At 68.5% G+C, this 15,963-nt stretch carries 15 protein-coding genes; 5 read left to right on the forward strand and 10 right to left on the reverse strand.

Annotated elements, in window-relative coordinates; genetic code table 11:
• Positions 1-93: 93 nt before the first annotated feature.
• Genes SFC76_RS18515 through SFC76_RS18525 form a run of 3 tightly spaced genes read right to left on the reverse strand, consistent with a single transcriptional unit; the run spans position 94 to position 4,509 of the window.
• Positions 94-810, reverse strand: coding sequence for a class I SAM-dependent methyltransferase (locus SFC76_RS18515; protein ID WP_322850887.1), 717 nt, complete (start codon positions 808-810; stop codon positions 94-96).
• The gene (prfB, locus tag SFC76_RS18520) at positions 807-1,934 is read right to left on the reverse strand and encodes a peptide chain release factor 2 (RefSeq protein WP_322850888.1); all 1,128 of its coding nucleotides are present in this window, start codon (positions 1,932-1,934) and stop codon (positions 807-809) included. Before prfB ends, SFC76_RS18515 begins: the two co-directional genes overlap by 4 nt.
• Before the next feature lie 55 nt (positions 1,935-1,989).
• Complete coding sequence (locus SFC76_RS18525) at positions 1,990-4,509, reverse strand: penicillin-binding protein 1A (RefSeq protein ID WP_322850889.1); 2,520 nt, start codon at positions 4,507-4,509, stop codon at positions 1,990-1,992.
• A 361-nt stretch (positions 4,510-4,870) separates the two neighbouring features.
• Here SFC76_RS18525 and SFC76_RS18530 point away from each other — a divergent pair, with 361 nt between their 5' ends.
• The 4 genes from SFC76_RS18530 to SFC76_RS18545 all read left to right on the forward strand — a co-directional run bounded on the left by SFC76_RS18530 (position 4,871) and on the right by SFC76_RS18545 (position 8,886).
• On the forward strand, positions 4,871-6,223 hold the full coding sequence (locus SFC76_RS18530) for a M48 family metalloprotease (RefSeq protein ID WP_322850890.1): 1,353 nt from the start codon (positions 4,871-4,873) through the stop codon (positions 6,221-6,223).
• Positions 6,220-6,933 (forward strand): DsbA family protein, encoded by a 714-nt coding sequence (locus tag SFC76_RS18535; RefSeq protein WP_322850891.1) that lies wholly within the window; start codon positions 6,220-6,222, stop codon positions 6,931-6,933. Before SFC76_RS18530 ends, SFC76_RS18535 begins: the two co-directional genes overlap by 4 nt.
• Positions 6,934-7,198: 265 nt before the next feature.
• Positions 7,199-8,128, forward strand: a complete 930-nt coding sequence (locus SFC76_RS18540; RefSeq protein WP_322850892.1) for an ABC transporter ATP-binding protein — start codon at positions 7,199-7,201, stop codon at positions 8,126-8,128.
• Positions 8,125-8,886, forward strand: coding sequence for an ABC transporter permease (locus tag SFC76_RS18545; RefSeq protein ID WP_322850893.1), 762 nt, complete (start codon positions 8,125-8,127; stop codon positions 8,884-8,886). Before SFC76_RS18540 ends, SFC76_RS18545 begins: the two co-directional genes overlap by 4 nt.
• Here SFC76_RS18545 and SFC76_RS18550 read toward each other — a convergent pair.
• The 6 genes from SFC76_RS18550 to SFC76_RS18575 all read right to left on the reverse strand — a co-directional run bounded on the left by SFC76_RS18550 (position 8,858) and on the right by SFC76_RS18575 (position 13,730).
• Entirely contained in the window at positions 8,858-9,592 is a 735-nt protein-coding gene (locus SFC76_RS18550) for a CPBP family intramembrane glutamic endopeptidase (RefSeq protein ID WP_322850950.1), read from the reverse strand. The two genes, SFC76_RS18545 and SFC76_RS18550, sit on opposite strands and share 29 nt — an antisense overlap.
• Before the next feature lie 138 nt (positions 9,593-9,730).
• The gene (gene glpX, locus SFC76_RS18555) at positions 9,731-10,693 is read right to left on the reverse strand and encodes a class II fructose-bisphosphatase (RefSeq protein ID WP_322850894.1); all 963 of its coding nucleotides are present in this window, start codon (positions 10,691-10,693) and stop codon (positions 9,731-9,733) included.
• A 97-nt stretch (positions 10,694-10,790) separates the two neighbouring features.
• On the reverse strand, positions 10,791-12,209 hold the full coding sequence (locus tag SFC76_RS18560; protein WP_322850895.1) for a carbohydrate porin: 1,419 nt from the start codon (positions 12,207-12,209) through the stop codon (positions 10,791-10,793).
• Positions 12,210-12,338: 129 nt separating this feature from the next.
• Complete coding sequence (locus tag SFC76_RS18565; RefSeq protein WP_322850896.1) at positions 12,339-12,767, reverse strand: hypothetical protein; 429 nt, start codon at positions 12,765-12,767, stop codon at positions 12,339-12,341.
• Positions 12,764-13,516, reverse strand: a complete 753-nt coding sequence (locus SFC76_RS18570; RefSeq protein ID WP_322850897.1) for an A24 family peptidase — start codon at positions 13,514-13,516, stop codon at positions 12,764-12,766. The genes SFC76_RS18565 and SFC76_RS18570 overlap by 4 nt, the downstream gene beginning before the upstream one ends.
• 1 nt (position 13,517) lies before the next feature.
• Positions 13,518-13,730, reverse strand: coding sequence for a hypothetical protein (locus tag SFC76_RS18575; RefSeq protein ID WP_322850898.1), 213 nt, complete (start codon positions 13,728-13,730; stop codon positions 13,518-13,520).
• 429 nt (positions 13,731-14,159) lie between these two features.
• Here SFC76_RS18575 and SFC76_RS18580 point away from each other — a divergent pair, with 429 nt between their 5' ends.
• On the forward strand, positions 14,160-15,347 hold the full coding sequence (locus SFC76_RS18580; protein WP_322850899.1) for an acetyl-CoA C-acyltransferase: 1,188 nt from the start codon (positions 14,160-14,162) through the stop codon (positions 15,345-15,347).
• A gap of 40 nt (positions 15,348-15,387) precedes the next feature.
• Here SFC76_RS18580 and SFC76_RS18585 read toward each other — a convergent pair whose 3' ends face one another.
• On the reverse strand, positions 15,388-15,876 hold the full coding sequence (locus tag SFC76_RS18585; RefSeq protein ID WP_322850951.1) for an SH3 domain-containing protein: 489 nt from the start codon (positions 15,874-15,876) through the stop codon (positions 15,388-15,390).
• Positions 15,877-15,963 lie beyond the last annotated feature (87 nt).

Consider the following 15,963-nt stretch of genomic DNA (forward strand, 5'->3'; position numbering starts at 1 on the left):
TCGGCATCGGCATCGGGGATCTGCCCAAAATTCCTCCCCCGCCAGGGGGAGGAATTCGACCGAATGCGATCCCGCCTTGGGCGCGTCCCCGCGCTAGCGGAGGACGCAGGGCTTGATCGCTTCCGGCTCGGGCCGCGGGCCGACCGCGCGGAAGGTCGCCAGATAGCCGCCGGCGGACGGCATCTCGGTCATCGATACCTGCCGATAGCCCACCGCCTCGAACTCGCAGCGCAGCAGCGCCGGCGGGGTGCCGTGGTTCTGCGTCTGGCGATTGGCGTCGACCACGACGACAAGCCCGTCGGGCTTCAGCGCCGGCCGCAGCCGCCACAGGAACTCATAGGGCTGTTCGATCTCGTGATACATGTGGACCATCAGCACGCGGTCGAAGCTCGCATCGGGCAGCTTGGGATCGGCGGGCGCCCCCAGGCGGACCGAGACGTTCTCCAGATCCTCGCGCGCGACACGTTCGGCGAGCGTATCGCGTACGCTGGCGACGATGTCCTCCGCCAGCACGCGCCCCGCCTTGCCGACGCGGCTCGCCAGCCGGATCGTGTAATAGCCCTCGCCCGCGCCGATGTCGGCGACGGTCATGCCCTTGGCGATGCCCGCCTTGTTCATCACCTCGCTCGCCTCGTTGAGCCGGTCGCGCGCCTCCTCGTTCGACCAGCGCGCCGACACGATATGCGCCACAGGGCGATCCGCCACGGGAAAGAGCATCGGCTGTTCGTCGCGCTTGATCAGCGGTTTGGACCCGTCGCACGCAGCCAGCGCCAGCACGGACGCGACGATCAGGGTCCGGCGCAGGCTCAATCCACGTCCTCCACCTCGACCTTTTCGCCGGTCACGCGCTGCGACAGCGCCGCCGCCATGAACGGGTCGAGCGCGCCGTCGAGCACGTCGCTCGGCGCGGTCGAGGTCGTGCCGGTGCGCAGGTCCTTCACTAGCTGATACGGCTGGAGCACGTAGCTGCGGATCTGATGCCCCCAGCCGATATCGGTCTTGGTCGCATTCTCGGCATTGGCCGCCTGTTCGCGGATCGCGAGTTCGCGCTCGTACAGGCGGGCGCGCAGCTGGTTGTACGCCTCCGCCTTGTTCTTGTGCTGCGATCGCTGGTTCTGGCATTGCACGACGATACCGGTCGGGATGTGCGTGATGCGCACCGCCGAATCGGTCGTGTTGATGTGCTGGCCGCCCGCCCCGCTCGCGCGATAGGTGTCGATGCGCAGGTCGCTCTCGTTGTATTCGACCTGGATGTCGTCATCGATGACCGGATAGACCCAGACGCTCGAAAAGCTCGTGTGGCGCCGCGCCGCGCTGTCGTACGGGCTGATCCGGACCAGCCGGTGCACGCCGCTTTCGGTCTTGGCATAGCCATAAGCGTTCTCGCCCTTGACCAGCAGCGTCGCCGATTTGATCCCCGCCTGTTCGCCGGCGTGATAGTCGATCACCTCGACCTTCATGCCGCGGCGTTCCGCCCAGCGCGTATACATGCGCAGCAGCATGCCCGCCCAATCCTGGCTCTCGGTGCCGCCGGCGCCCGAGTTGATCTCGACATAGGTGTCGTTGGCGTCCGCCTCGCCGGCGAGCAGCGCCTGGATCTTGTCGTGGTCGGCGCGTTCCGCCAGCGCGGCGAGCGCCTCGACGCCCTCCGCCTCCATCGCGGTGTCGCCCTCGGCCTCGGCCATCTCGATCAGCTCGACGGTATCGTCGAGTTCCGACTGGATCGCGCGCGTCGCGGTGATCGCCTCGTCGAGGCGGCGACGCTCGCGCATCACCTCCTGCGCCGCCTTGGGGTCGTTCCACAGCGCCTGGTCCTCGACGCGCGCGTTGAGCTCGTCGAGACGGCGGAGCGCACGGTCCCAATCGAGGAACCGGCGCAGCAGCGCCAGTGCCTCTTTGATGCTGTCGACGTGGGACTGCGCTTCGGCGCGCATGGGAACTCTCCGGGTAAGCTGAATGGCGAAGGAAGCGCCTATGTAGGAGCAGGCGCTAGTAGATTCCGCCTTGTCTTTGCAAGAAATCGCTGTCGCGCGGCGTATTGGCGGCGCGCGCGGGGGCGTTGGTCGCCGCCGCGGCGGCCGGGGCGGGTCCGCGATGGATCGCGCGGCGCGGCTCGCTCTGCGGCTTGAACGCCTCCCAGATCACCGCCGCTTTGGGATCGGCATCGGTCGGGAAGGTGCCGTAGACCGGTCGCCCGCTCGCGCGGTCGATGCGGACCATGCGGATGCCGGCAGGCGCGCGGAACGGGATCTTCTCGAGTCCCTCGTAGGCCTTGACCGCGAACTCCTTGAAGATCGGCGCCGCGAACGTGCCGCCCTGCGCATAGCCGCCGAGATTGGTCGGCGTGTCGTAGCCGACGTACAGCCCGCCGATGAACTGCGGCGTACCGCCGACGAACCAGACGTCGGTCGGGCCGGTCGTCGTTCCGGTCTTGCCGAACATCGGCCGGTCGAGATCGCGCAGCACCACCGCGGTGCCGCGCTGGATCACGCCTTCGGTGATATGGACCATCTGATAGGCGGTCATCGCATCGATCACCTGCCGCGCGCGGTCGCCGGGGCGCGGCATCGCCTTGCCGTCCCAGTCGCGCGCGTTGCAGCCGTCGCAGGCGCGCCAATTTTCCGGCAGGATGACCTTGCCGTGGCGATCCTGGACGAAGTCGATCAGCGTCTGGCTGTGCGCACGGCCGTTGTTGGCGAGCGTCGCATAAGCGTTGACCATACGGCTGACCGTGGTGACGCCCGCGCCGAGCGCGTTGGCCAGATAGGGCTGGTAATCGCCCACCCCCATCCGCTTCATCACGTCGACCACCTTCGGCATGCCGGTGGTCGCGGCGGCGCGCACGGTCATCAGGTTGCGCGACTGTTCGATGCCCCAGCGCATCGTATGCGGCCCGGCGGCGCGCATGTTGCCGAAGTTGCGGAAGCATTTCTGCCCGAGCCGCGCGCCCTGATAAACGCAGAACGGCCCGTCGATGATGATCGACGCCGGCGTCATGCCATTCTCCAGCGCGGCGGAATAGACGATCGGCTTGATCGTCGAGCCGGGCTGGCGCAGCGCCTGCGTCGCGCGGTTGAACGCCTGCAACCGGCTGTCGAAGCCGCCCTGCATCGCCAGCACGCGGCCTGTCGCCGGTTCCTCGACGACGAAGCCGCCCGACACCTTGGGGACCGAGCGCAGGCTGTACTCACTGCCCGCCGGCGCCACCGCGATGATGTCGCCCGGCTCGATCGCGCCGAAGCTCGTGCCGCCCTTGCCGCGTACCGGCATCTGCGCGCCCGAGCGCGGCAGGCGGCCGGTCTGGCCATCGGCGAAACCGATCTGCCATGCGTCGCCGTCGCGGGCGATCACGATGCCCGCGCGCCAGTCGCTGTAATCGAGCCCGATATTGGTGTTGAGCAGGGTTTGCAGCCAAGTGTCGCCGTCGACGTCCTTGTGCGCGATCGGCCCGGCCCAGCCGCGGCCGCGATCGTAGCGCAGCAGGCCGTCGCGCAGCGCCTCCGCGGCAAGATCCTGCAACCGCGTGTCGAGCGAGGTACGCACCCACAGCCCGCCCTGATAGACGCCATAAGGGCCGTCGCGCGCGGTCTCGCCAAACTTGCCGATCAGCTGGCGGCGCACTTCCTCGACGAAATAGCCGCCGACCCGTTCGAACTTGGGCGTGCGGCGCAGGATCGTGCCGAGCGGCTCGCCCGCCGCCTGATCGTGCTGCGCCTGGGTGATGAAGCCGTTGCGCAGCATCTCGCCGAGCACGTAATTGCGCCGCGTCATCGCGCGATCGGCGTGGCGGACGGGATCGTAGTTCGACGGCCCCTTGGGCAGGATCGCCAGATAGGCGAGCTGCGCGAGGTCGAGCTCGTCGAGTTCCTTGTCGAAATAGGCGTGGCTCGCCGCCTCGACGCCGAAGGCGTTCCGGCCCAGCGCGATTTGGTTGAGATACAGTTCGAGGATCTGCGGCTTGGTCAGCGTATCCTCGATCTTATAGGCGAGGATCGCCTCCTTGAGCTTGCGAGTCGGCGAATAGGCGTTGCCGATCAGCAGGTTCTTGGCGACCTGCTGGGTGATGGTCGAACCGCCCTTGGCGCGCCGGCCGGTGCCGAACTTGCGCGCGTAATCGATCACCGCGCCGCCGAGGCCGGGATAGTCGACACCGTGATGCTCGAAGAAGGTCTTGTCCTCGGCGGCGAGGAAGGCGCGGACGAGCAGCGGCGGATATTCGCCGAAGCTCAGTTCGACGCGGCGTTCGCGGGCGTAGGACTGGATCGGCGTACCGTCGATGCCGCGCACGTTGGTGGGCAGCGGCGGTTCGTAGGTGCGCAGCTGGTCGACCGAGGGCAGGTCGCGCAGGATCGTCACCCACAGGACGCCATAGCCGATCGCCGCGAGCAGCGCGAGGATCGCCAGCCCCTTGACCCACCAGCGCCGCCAGACGCGACGCACGACGCCGCGCAGTCCGCCTTGATCGCGAAAAGCGGTGAATCGGGAGGTGCGGGAAGCTTCGGATGCCATGGCTCAGGAGTGGGCGTCTAGCAGGTTCCCGGCCGGTTGCCACCCTCACCCCACCCGCTCCCATTCGTCATCCCGGCGCAAGCCGGGACCCATGGGCGCGGCGCCATGCACGGTAGCGCGACACGCCGGCGGCTCGCCATCATGGGTCCCGGCCTTCGCCGGGATGACGAACAAGATTGGGTTCCTCAATTCCTCCCCTGCCAGGGGGAGGGGGACCGTTCGGCGTCAGCCGAATGGTGGAGGGGGAGGAATGTCCTCCCACTCATCCCCCGTTCAGCCCCACGCCCCCACCGCTTTCGCCGTGACCCCGCCCCTCGCCCCGCCTATACTCGCGCCCGTGACCGCCCGGACCATCCCCAGCATGAAACGTCTCGCCCTCGTCGTCGCCGCCGCCGCGCTGATCTCCGCCGCCCCCGCGCAGGCGCAGTCGATCCTCCGCGATGCCGAGACCGAGGCGATGTTCAGCGATATGTCGGTGCCGCTGGTCAAGGCCGCCGGCCTGTCGCCGCGCGACGTCAAGGTCGTGCTGATCAACGACGATTCGATCAACGCCTTCGTCGCCGGCGGCCAGACCGTCTACGTCCACTCGGGCCTGCTGCAGGCGGCGGTCAACGCCAATCAGGTGCAGGGCGTGATCGCGCACGAACTGGGCCATATCGCCGACGGCCATGTCGTCCTCGCCGACAACGGCATGAAGCCGGCGATGCACATCACGCTGCTGTCGATGGTGCTCGGCCTCGCCGCGGTCGCGGCCGGCGCGGGCGAGGCGGGCGCGGGGATCATGGCGCTCGGCCAGTCCGCCGGCATGGCCAAATATCTCTCGTTCAGCCGCACGCAGGAATCCTCCGCCGACGCCGCCGGCGCGCGCTTCCTCACCACCGCCGGGATCACCGGCAAGGGCATGCTCAGCTTCTTCAAGACGTTGCAGCAGCAGGAATATCGCTACGGCGTCGAGAATATCGATCCGTTCATGCAGACCCACCCGCTGTCGGGCGAGCGGATCGCCAACCTCACCGCGGTGCTGCAGAATTCGCCGGCGTGGAGCAAGCCGTCCGACCCGGCGCTGGAGGAACGCTTCCGCCGCGTGAAGGCGAAGCTGGAGGGCTATGTGATGACGCCCGACCGCACGCTGAAGGATTTTCCGGAGAGCGACGGCAGCATCTACGCGCATTACGCCCGTGCCTATGCGTGGCATAAGGCCGGCTATCCCGACAAGGCGGACGCCGAATCGGTGGCGCTGATCAAGGCCAGGCCCGACGATCCCTATTTCCAGGAAATCCGCGGCCAGATCCTGCTTGAGGCCGGCCGCCCCGTCGATGCGATCGCACCGCTGCGCGCCGCCACCGACGGGTCGCGCAACAATCCGCTGATCGCCACCACCTTCGGCCACGCGCTGATCGCGACCGAGAACAAGGCCAATTACCCCGAGGCGATCAAGGTGCTGCGCGTCGCGGTCGGTCGCGACGACGAAAATCCCTTCGCCTGGTATCAGCTTGGCACCGCATATGAACTGACCGGCGACACGCCGCGTGCCGCGCTCGCCACTGCTGAACGCGCCAGCATGGAGGGCGATCACCGCACCGCCGCGCAGAGCGCGCGCTACGCGCTCGCCAACCTTCCCGCCAACACGTCCGATTGGATCCGCGCGCAAGACATTGCAATGGCCGCGCAGAACGACATGGACGACAATCCGAAGAAATATAAGAAACGATGAGCCGTTATACCCTGCCGCTGGTCGCGGCGCTCGGCGGCCTGATCGGCGCCGGCGCCGTATGGAGTTCCGAGCGTTTCACGTCACCGGGGGGCGCCGATCAGGCGCGGATCGAGCGAGTCGTCCACGATTACGTCCTCGCCCATCCCGAGATCATCCCGCAGGCGATGCAGGTCTTGCAGGAGCGCCAGTCGGGCGAGACGGTCGCCGCCAACCGCGACGCGATCCTGACGCCGTTCGGCAGCGCCTGGGCCGGCAATCCCAAGGGCGACGTCACCCTCGTCGAATATTTCGATTACAATTGCGGCTATTGTCGCGCGTCGCTGCCGATGATCGCCGATCTGCTCAAGCGTGATCCGAACCTGCGCATCGTCTATCGCGATCTGCCGATCCTCTCCGACGAAAGCCGCGTCGCGGCACGCGCCAGCCTCGCGGCGGCGCAGCAGGGCAAGTTCCTCGGCTTCCACGATGCGCTCTACGCCGGCGGGCCGGTCAGCGACGTGTCGATCAAGGGTGCCGCTGCGAAGGCGGGGGTGACGCTGGCGGCGCTCGACACCGGCACGATCGACACCGAGATCGCCAAGAACATGGCGACCGCCGCCAAACTCGGCATGAACGGCACGCCGAGCTGGGTCGTCGGCAATCGCGTGCTGTCCGGCGCGCTGCCGGTCGAGGAACTGGAAAAGGCGATCGCCGCCGCGCGGGGGAAATAGACCGGCGCTATCCAGCCCTCATCGTCATCCCGGCGAAAGCCGGGACCCATGGACACGGCGCCATCGGCGTCGGCGCGCTACGGCAGCCGACCACCACCATGGGTCCCGGCTTTCGCCGGGATGACGAGGTGTTGGAGCAACATCCTCCCCCCTTCGTCATCCCGACGCCCGCCGGATGACGAATAGGAACGGTAACCCCAAAGACATCAGCCCCTTACCAACCGACACCGCCCGTCCTATCTCCGGCCCACTCCGGGGGACCTCAATGCCAAAACCGATTCTCGCCATCGCCGGCGTCTCCAAGACGTACAAGGGCGGCTTCACCGCGCTTCACAACGTCGATCTGACGATCAACAAGGGCGAGATCTTCGCGCTGCTCGGCCCCAACGGCGCGGGCAAGACGACGCTGATCAGCATCGTCTGCGGCATCGTCACGCCCTCGACCGGGACGATCCAGGTCGCCGGCCATGACGCGATCAGCGACTATAAGGCCGCGCGCCGCCGCATCGGCCTCGTGCCGCAGGAATTGTCGGTCGACATGTTCGAGACGGTGCTCGCCACCGTCACCTTCTCGCGCCGGCTGTTCGGCCGCTCGGGCCACAGCGCCTATATCGAACAGGTGCTGCGCGACCTGTCGCTGTGGGACAAGCGCGACGCCAAGATCATGGAGCTTTCGGGCGGGATGAAGCGCCGCGTGCTCATCGCCAAGGCGCTGGCGCACGAACCCGAGATCCTGTTCCTCGACGAGCCCACCGCCGGCGTCGACGTCGCGCTGCGGCGCGATATGTGGAAGCTGGTTCACGGTCTGCGCGAACGCGGCACGACGATCATCCTCACCACCCATTATATCGAGGAGGCGGAGGAGATGGCCGACCGCGTCGGCGTAATCGACAAGGGCCGGTTGCTGCTCGTCGAGGAGAAGGCCGCACTCATGCACAAGCTCGGCAAGCGCGAGCTTGACCTGACCCTGGTCGAGCCGCTCGACGCGGTTCCCGCGGGCCTCGAACGCTGGCAGCTCAGTTTGCAGAACGACGGCAAGGTGCTGCGCTACGTCTTCGACGCGACCGAGGAACATACCGGCATCCCCTCGCTGCTGCGCGAGCTTGCCGAGCGGCATATCGGCTTCAAGGACCTGGAGACCTCAAAATCCAGCCTCGAGGACATCTTCGTCGATCTGGTGGGACAACGCGCATGAACCTCCACGGCGTCTGGGCGATCTATCGCTTCGAAATGGCGCGCTCGCTGCGCACTTTGTGGCAGAGCCTCGTCGGGCCGGTGCTCACCACCAGCCTCTATTTCATCGTCTTCGGCGGCGCGATCGGCAGCCGCATGCAGAGCGTCGACGGCGTCGGCTACGGCAGTTTCATCGTGCCGGGACTCATCATGCTGTCGCTGCTGACGCAGAGCGTCGGCAATGCCTCGATCGGCATCTATTTCCCCAAATTCACCGGCACGATCTTCGAACTGCTCTCCGCGCCGGTTTCGGCGATGGAGATGGTGCTCGGCTATGTCGGCGCGGCGGCGACCAAGTCGGTGGTGCTCGGCATCATCATCCTCGCCACCTCGGCGTTCTTCGTGCCGATCCGCGTGCTGCATCCCGGTGCGATGGTCGCCTTCCTGCTGCTCACCGCGATCGCGTTCAGCCTGTTCGGCTTCATCCTCGGCGTCTGGGCGAAGAGCTTCGAACAGCTCAATTTCGTGCCGATGCTGCTGATCACGCCGCTGACTTTCCTCGGCGGCAGCTTCTATTCGATCGACATGCTGCCGCAGCCGTGGCGGACGGTCAGCCTGTTCAACCCGGTCGTCTATCTCGTCAGCGGCTTCCGCTGGAGCTTCTTCGGCAAGGGCGACGTCGATATCGTCGCCAGCCTGGGCGTGACGCTCGGCTTCCTCGTCGTCTGCCTCGCGATCATCGGCTGGATCTTCAAGAGCGGCTGGCGGCTGAAGAGCTGAGCCGTCGCCGCACCCGCGCCGACAGGGCCGGGCGCAGCACCAGCGCGTTGAGATCGACGAGCGCGTGCACGCCCATCGGCACCCACAAGGCGCCGGTCCCCATATAGAGCGCGCCGAGCAGGCCGCCGCCGACGAAGGTCGCGGCCATGCCGACCCAGCCCTGATAGCGGTGCATCGCGGCAAAGGCGGTGGTGGCGACTATCATCCCGGCAAGACCGGACCCGGTCGCCATCGCGACGATCAGCGGCAGCCAGAGGCGGTAGAACAGCTCCTCCGCGGTGCCCGCCGATAGCGCCAGGACCGCGGCGGGCCAGAGATCGGCGTCGCTGGTCGGCATCACCGATCGGGCGTCGCCCGCGGTCCACGGCGCCCGCCCGCGCCGCGCCCGCCACCAGGTGAGGATCAGCCCGAGCAGGCTCCCGGCGCCGAGCCCGATCGCGACGGTCTGCGCATCGATCGTGCCGGGCGGCACCCCCGCGACGCTCGCCAGGGCCAGGAATTCGTCGGGAAGCGTCCCGATGCCGGCGAGCCGCTGCACGACGAGCAGGCCGATCAGCGCGGTGACGCCATAACCGAGCCACAGCGTCGCCGCCCAGCGCAGATGCCGCGCGCCGAACGCGATGCGGCCCCAGGCGAACATCCGCCCGCGGCGCAGCAGGACGAGCTGATAGCCGATGGTCAGGACGAGGAGGATGGCGACGAGCATTGCGGCCACTCAGCGCGGATGCGGCGCGAAGTCCATGGAGGATCGTATCGTGCACTCACCCAATATCGTCATCCCGGCGAATGCCGGGATGACGATAGGAAGGGCAAACGTGCCGACCAACCGGTCGCCCGCCCCGGATCAATCCGTGCGATGCTCGCCCTTCACCCAGCGCACCGTGCCGGTCGAGGCGCGCATCACCACGCTCTCGGTGGTCATCTTGCCCTTTAGCCGGCGCACGCCCGCAAGCAGCGAACCATCGGTGACGCCGGTCGCCGCGAAGATGCAATCGCCCTTGGCCAGTTCTTCCAGGTCATATTGCTTGTCGAGGTCGGCGATGCCCCATTTGCGGGCCCGCGCGCGCTCGTCGTCGTTGCGGAACAGCAACCGGCCCTTGAACTGGCCGCCGACGCAGCGCAGCGCTGCGCACGCCAGCACGCCCTCGGGCGCGCCGCCCGAGCCCATATAGACGTCGATCGTCGTATCGGGATCGGCCGTCGCAATCACGCCCGCGACGTCGCCGTCGCCGATCAGCATCACGCCGCAGCCGATGCCGCGCAGCTCGGCGATCAGCGCCTCGTGGCGGGGCCGGTCGAGCACGCAGGCAATGATCTCGCTCGGCGCGACGCCCTTGGCGGCGGCGATCGCGGTAACGTTCTCGGTCGGCGTCTTGTCGAGGTCGATGATCCCCGCGGGCAGGTTCGGGCCGACCGCGATCTTGTCCATATAGACGTCGGGGGCATTGAGCAGCCCGCCCTTCTCGGCGATCGCCAGCACCGCGAGGCTGTTCGGCCCCGCCTTGGCGCAGATCGTCGTGCCTTCGAGCGGATCGAGCGCGATGTCGATCGCCGGGCCATTGCCGGTGCCGACCTTCTCGCCGATGAACAGCATCGGCGCCTCGTCGCGCTCGCCCTCGCCGATCACCACGGTGCCGTCGATGTCGAGTTCGTTGAGCGCGGCGCGCATCGCCTCGACCGCGGCGGCATCCGCCGCCTTCTCGTCGCCGCGTCCGGTCAGCGTCGAGGCGGAGATCGCCGCCGCTTCGGTGACGCGCACCATCTCGAGGACGAGGACGCGATCGAGCACCTGGCTGGCGGTTTGCATGCTATACCTCTGTTTAACGTGTATAACAGCGGTGTACCGCGGCGGAGCGGGAACGACAAGCGCCAACGCGTCCCGCGCCGGGGCGCATCAGCCACTCTTATAGCGTGATCGCCGCCTTCATCCCCAGCACGCCGACGTCATGCGCCTCGCGCACCCCGCCGGGGTGGTGGATATATTGCAGGTTCGGCCGCAGCTCGAGCCAGTCGGCGGGGTGGATGCTGTAATAGACCTCCGCGGCATATTCGGCGTGGCGCACCGGCGTTCCCGGCACCAGCCGGTCGGCGGTCGCGGCGCGGCCGTTGACGTTGGTGCGCGCGACGCCGACGCCGAGCACGTCGCCCGGCACCGCGGGCACCAGCCCCTTGTAGAACAGCCCGAGCGAGACCTGATTGTCGGTCACCGACGTCGCGCGGTCCGCCTGCGTGACATTGGCGAACATCGACAGGCCGGTCAGCGCCTTGCCGTCCTTCGACGTCCCGGTGAGCTGCTGCTGCATCGTCCCGTAGACGCCGTAGCGACTCGTATGCTGGAGCGGCGACAGGCCGGTGACGATGCTGGGATTGCGGTTGACGTCGAGCAAGACGTCGTCACCGCGCGCGGTGCCGAGCCAAGCGCCGACCTTGTACGAACCGACCTGCCCTTCGTCACCGCCGCGCGTCCAGCCGATTTCGACCGGGATCAGCGCGCCGGTCGCGCCGTGGAAGCGCCAGAGGAAGAAGTCGTTGTCGAGATTGCGCGGATTGATCTCGTAGACGCCGCCCTGCACATAGAGGTCGCGCGGCAGGTCGACGCGCACCCGCCCGCCCCATTGGCCGACCGGCCAATTCTGCCAATAGTCGCCGACGAGATTGCCCGGCTGCGCGCCGCAGAAGCTCAGATTCATGAAATGGCACGAGAAGACGGCGAAATCCTCGCCCGGATTGGTGCGGCCGAGCTTGATCTCGACGCGCGGCCCGATCCGCTGTTCGTACCAAAATTGCGTCATGCGCACGGTCTGGCCGCGGCCATAGACCTCTTGCACCTGTTGCAGCGAATCGATGCCGGCATCCGCGGTCAGATTGCGCCCGCGCCGCCACGTCACCGTCGCCTGGAACGCGCCGCCCTTGAGCCCGGCGAGCTTGTCGAGATCAAGCAGCACGCCCGCGTCGAACTGCCCGGTCTCGCGGAACAGCTTCCGGTCGCCGCCCGCGACATTGTAGCCGCTTTCCGATGCATAACGCGCGGTCACGCCGATCCCGCGCTGGCCGAGCCGGGTGCGGATCTCCTGCCAGTCGCCGATCAGGCCGGCCGGCGGCGCACTCTGCGTGTCGCCGATCAGCGCCGAGGGCGAGGTGTCGCGCGTCCGGGTGATCGCGGTGCGCGGGCGGTGCTGGGTATCGCCGCGGCTGCTGTCCACCCCCGCCTCGGCAGTATCGGGCGGCGGCGCGGAGGCGCCGACATCGACCTGTTGGGCGTGCGCATTGCCGGCGAGCAGCGCAGCGGCGGAGAGGCTGGCGAGAGCGAAACGTAGCGTCATCGAAAATCCGTCGAAGCAGCACGGGGATCGCGCCCCGCAGCATCGACAACGGTCCGAAATGACATTGGTTCGCCAGCCGAAACGAATTTCGGGAGCGTGGCGAATCTGCAACGCTTCCGGTGCTGCGCCTTAGCTGCGGCAGCCGATCAGTCCGGCGACGGGCACCGCGATCGCGTCCTGCCCCGGCCGTTCGATCTGCAAAGACCCGCTCGGCACGCGCGCACCCGCGGTCAGCCCGTCCTGCTGGACGATCTCCATCGACAGCCGCACGCTGAGATCGCCGCCGCGATAATCGGCCGCATCCGCGAAACCGAGCCGCCCCGGCCCCTCCCCGCCGCTGCGCGCGAGGTCGATCGTCTTGCCGCCGATCGACAGCCGCAGCGTCGCGGGATCGGCGACCGCCATCGCCACCAACTGGCGATCGGCGGGGTTCCACAGATAGGCGGCGCAGCCCTTGGCCGGCAGCCGCTGCTGGCCGATCGCGCCGAGCACGGATGGCGCGGCGGGGGGCACGGGAGCGGCGGCTTGGGCAGCGACGGCGAGGAACAGCGCGATCATGGCGCGATCGTTACCATGGCCAGCCACGCCGGGTAAGCCGCCACGCCGAGCAACGCGCCGAACGGCAGCGCGGTGTCGCGCGCCATCCGCCGCCCGCCGAGATGCGCGAACAGCGCGACGCCGAGCCCGATCAGGCTCGCGATCACCAGTACCGCCGGCAGCATCCGCCAGCCGAGCCACAAGCCGATCGCGCCCATCAGCTTGGGATCGCCGCCGCCCATCCCCTCGCGCCCGCGCCACGCCTTGTAGCCGAGCGCGATCCCGGCGAGCGCCGCGTAGCCCGCGATCCCGCCGATCAGCCGATCCGCGAGGTCCGGCATCAGCCCCGCCGCGCCGCTCGCCAGCCCGGCCAGCGCGAGCAGCGCGGTCAGCCGGTCGGGCAGCCAGAAGGCGACGATGTCCAGCGCCGCCAGCGCCAGCAACAGCCAGCCGAACACCGCCCCCGCGACGCCGGCCGAACCGGGCGCCACCCCCCCCGCGAGCACGCCGATCGTCAGCGCCGCCAGCTCGATGCCCAAATGGGCGGGATCGATCCGCGCGCCGCAGCCCCGGCATCGTCCGCGCTGCGCCACGAAGCTGACGATCGGCACCAGCTCGGCCGGCCCCAGCGTCCGCCCGCAGGCGTCGCACGCCGACCGCCCGCGCGCGATCGACCGTCCCGCCGGCCAGCGGATCACCAGCGCCGCGATGAAACTGCCGAAGATCGCGCCCAGCCCGCCGAGCAGCGCCGCCCAGCCGACGGCGCTCACGTTATGCCTCCTCGGGATCGGGATCGCGGATGAGGTAGCGATAGACGCCGAGCAGATCGATCAGCAGCAGCACGACGTTCTGCGACCCCAAAGCCCAGTCGCGCATCAGTGCCGCCCCGATCAGCCAGGCGATCGCCGACAGGCAGAACAGCACCATCGCCCAACCGGTATCGCGCCGCCCCCAGTCCAACGCCACGATCGTCGCCGCAATCATCCCGCTGATCGACGCAAACCACCGAATTGGTTCGATAAATTCCTGCATGACGGCTGAGCGAGCGGGCGTGGAAATGTATCCCCCTCCACAATTCCTCCCCCGCCAGGGGGAGGGGGACCGTTCGGCGCAAGCCGAATGGTGGAGGGGGAGGAAAGGGTGGAAGCCCAGATAACAAAACTTCCGCCCTTTCCTCCCCCTCCGTCACGGCTACGCCGCGCCACAGCGCCGGGCCGCACATGCCCCCGGCATGTGCTTGGATTGCCGGGGGCAATCCAACCCGGCACTCCCTGGCGGGGGAGGAATGGACAGGGCCATCGGTCCGGCCGTCATTGTGCCGACCCGCAGCAACGCTGGACCCGCCGTATCCCGTCATTGCCCCGCCCCCTGCCGCACCCTAGATCGCCTCCAACTAGAAACACCGGAGAGCGTATGTCCACCGATCCCGTCGTCATCGTCAGTTACGCCCGCACGCCGATGGGCTCGTTCCAGGGTGCGCTCGCCGGCGCCTCGGCGACCGAACTCGGCGCCGCAGCGGTGAAGGCCGCGGTCGACCGCGCCGGCGCCTCGGCGGACGCGATCGAGCGTATCTACATGGGCTGCGTCCTTCCCGCCGGCCTCGGCCAGGCCCCCGCGCGGCAGGCGGCGATCGGCGCCGGGCTCGGCACGCATGTCGAGGCGACGACGGTCAACAAGATGTGCGGATCGGGCATGCAGGCCGCGATCATGGCCGCCGATGCGCTCGCCGCGGGATCGGTCGACCTGCTCGTCGCCGGCGGGATGGAGAGCATGACCAACGCGCCCTATCTCTCGCGCAAGCATCGCGGCGGCGCGCGTATCGGCCACGACACCTTCTACGACCATATGTATCTCGACGGGCTCGAGGATGCCTATGAGCCCGGCAAGCTGATGGGCAATTTCGCCGAGGATACCGCCGCCGATTATCAGTTCACCCGCAAGGCGATGGACGATTATGCGATCGAATCGCTGCACCGCGCGCAGCGTGCGCAGGGGTCGGGCGCGTTCGATCGCGAGATCGTGCCGGTCGAGGTGAAGGGCCGCAAGGGTTCGACCACCGTCGCGCTCGACGAACAGCCGGCGAAGGGCGACGTCGCCAAGATCCCGACGCTCAAGCCCGCTTTCTCGCGCGAGGGCACGATCACCGCCGCCAACGCCTCGTCGATCTCCGACGGTGCCGCCGCCCTGGTGATGACCCGCGCCAGCGTCGCCGAGCGGCTCGGCCTCACCCCGATCGCCCGCGTCGTCGCGCACGCCGCGCATGCGCACGATCCCGCCAAATTCACCACTGCGCCGGTCTTCGCGATGCGCAAGGCGATGGAGCGCGCCGGCTGGAGCCGCGACGACATCGACCTGTTCGAGGTCAACGAGGCGTTCGCGGTGGTGTCGATGATCGCGATCCACGATCTCGGCATCGATCCCGCCCGCCTCAACGTCCACGGCGGCGCCTGCGCGCTCGGCCATCCCATCGGCGCGAGCGGCGCACGCATCTTGGCCACCCTGCTGTCGGCGTTGCAGACCAACGGCCAGCGCCGCGGGATGGCGTCGCTCTGCATCGGCGGCGGCGAGGCCACCGCGATGGCGGTCGAACTGATGCACTGACGCGCCGCCCCTCCCTGCGTGGGAGGGGACGCCCGGCGGATCAGGGGAGCCGTTCCGCCGGCTCCACGCCCCACAGGCTCCCCACCTCGACGAAGCCCGCCTGCCCGCGCACGTCGAACCGGCACCAGCCGCCGCCGCACGCGCTCAGCCGCCCGACGACGCCGGGGGCGGCGCGCCACAGCAGCTTCGCGCCCGTCGACGCACGTTCGTGCATCTCGATCGGTTGCGCGCCGCGGACGATCGCCGTCCGTCGCTCGCTCAGCAGCGCGGCGAGCATCCAGCCCTGCGTACCGTCGGGGTCCTCGACCTTGCGCCATTGCTTGAACGTCGCGACGACGCGCACCGGCAAATCGGCGCGCTGGTACAGCCAGCTCGCCGGATAGGTCTTGTCCGGGCCGGTACGCATCCGCGCGCGACCGGCGTTGATCGACGCATAATAGGGCAGCGTCTTCTTCGCCTCGGCGGCCAGCGCACCGCCGTCGGCCGCCAGCATCGCCAGTCCCGCGACCGCTAAAGCCCAATGGCGCATCATAACATTCCTCAAACTGGAACCCCTCTCTAGCGCGGACGCGGGCAGGAGCAACGATCCGTTGACGCGACCGGCGCGCTCCGCCAA

The organism is Sphingomonas sp. CD22, from assembly GCF_034556155.1.
Classification (GTDB): domain Bacteria; phylum Pseudomonadota; class Alphaproteobacteria; order Sphingomonadales; family Sphingomonadaceae; genus Sphingomonas.